Source organism: Protofrankia sp. Cj3, from assembly GCF_917627355.1.
Lineage (GTDB): Bacteria > Actinomycetota > Actinomycetes > Frankiales > Frankiaceae > Protofrankia.
Genome location: NZ_CAKJTR010000050.1, coordinates 19,523 through 20,495, shown reverse-complemented (window position 1 = coordinate 20,495; position 973 = coordinate 19,523). Strand labels below are relative to the sequence as shown.

Annotated in this window: 1 protein-coding gene; it reads left to right on the top strand. The window is 71.1% G+C overall.

Going from position 1 to position 973, the window contains the following annotated elements; all coding sequences use genetic code 11:
* On the top strand, nt 1-923 hold a 923-nt coding region (gene larE, locus MJ783_RS09385; protein WP_370651578.1), incomplete at its 5' end, for an ATP-dependent sacrificial sulfur transferase LarE.
* Nucleotides 924-973: the final 50 nt, after the last annotated feature.

The following is a 973-nucleotide window of genomic DNA, read 5'->3' as shown; positions in this document are numbered from 1 at the left end:
ACCGGGCATGCGTCCGGTGTGGGTGGGTCACTACCCTCGGACCTGTGTCGGCATCCGTAGCAGGGAGATCCGTGTCGTCGGAGGTGTCGACAGCGGACGGCCGTCTCCTGGCCGGCCACCTCGATGACCTGGCCGCGAGGTTCGCTGAGCTCGGCTCCGTACTGGTTGCCTTCTCCGGCGGTGCGGACTCGGCGTTTCTGCTCGCCGCCGCGGTTCGGGCGCTCGGTCCCGACCGCGTGGCAGCCGCCACCGCGGTCTCTGCCTCCCTGCCGCGGGCGGAGCTGCGGGCGGCGGCCGATTTCGCGGCGGATCTCGGGGTCCGCCATCTCACGCCGGCCACCAACGAGATGGGCCGCGACGGTTACCGGGCCAACGGGCCGGACAGGTGTTACTTCTGCAAGGCGGAGCTCACCGAGACGTTGCGCCCACTCGCGGCTTCCCTCGGGCTTGCGCATGTGGTGACCGGCACGAATGCTGACGACGCGGTGGCCGGGTTCCGGCCGGGTATCGGCGCGGCGGCCGCGCGGGGAGCACGCACCCCGTTGTTGGACGTCGGTCTGAGCAAGGCCCAGATCCGTGCGGCATCCCGGTTGTGGGGGCTGCCGACCTGGGACAAACCGGCCGCCGCGTGCCTGGCAAGCCGGATCGCCTACGGCGTCACCGTGTCACCGGGGCGTCTCGCCCGCGTTGAGCTGGCGGAGGCGGCGTTGCGGGCGGCGCTGGACACCGCCGGCTTGGGCGTGCGCAATCTACGGGTTCGTGATCTTGGCGAGGTGGCGATGGTCGAGGTGGACGCCACCCATGTGCGGGCGCTGGCGGCGCGGCCGGAGCTGCTGACGGTAATCGAGGGTTTCGAGCGGGTGGAGATCGATCCCCGCGGTTTCCGGTCCGGCTCGATGAATGAGCTGCTACCCCGCCCTTGACATCAGGAAGTTCCCGCTGGGGCGGGGCCAGCCGCTGTTGTCTCCTCGGG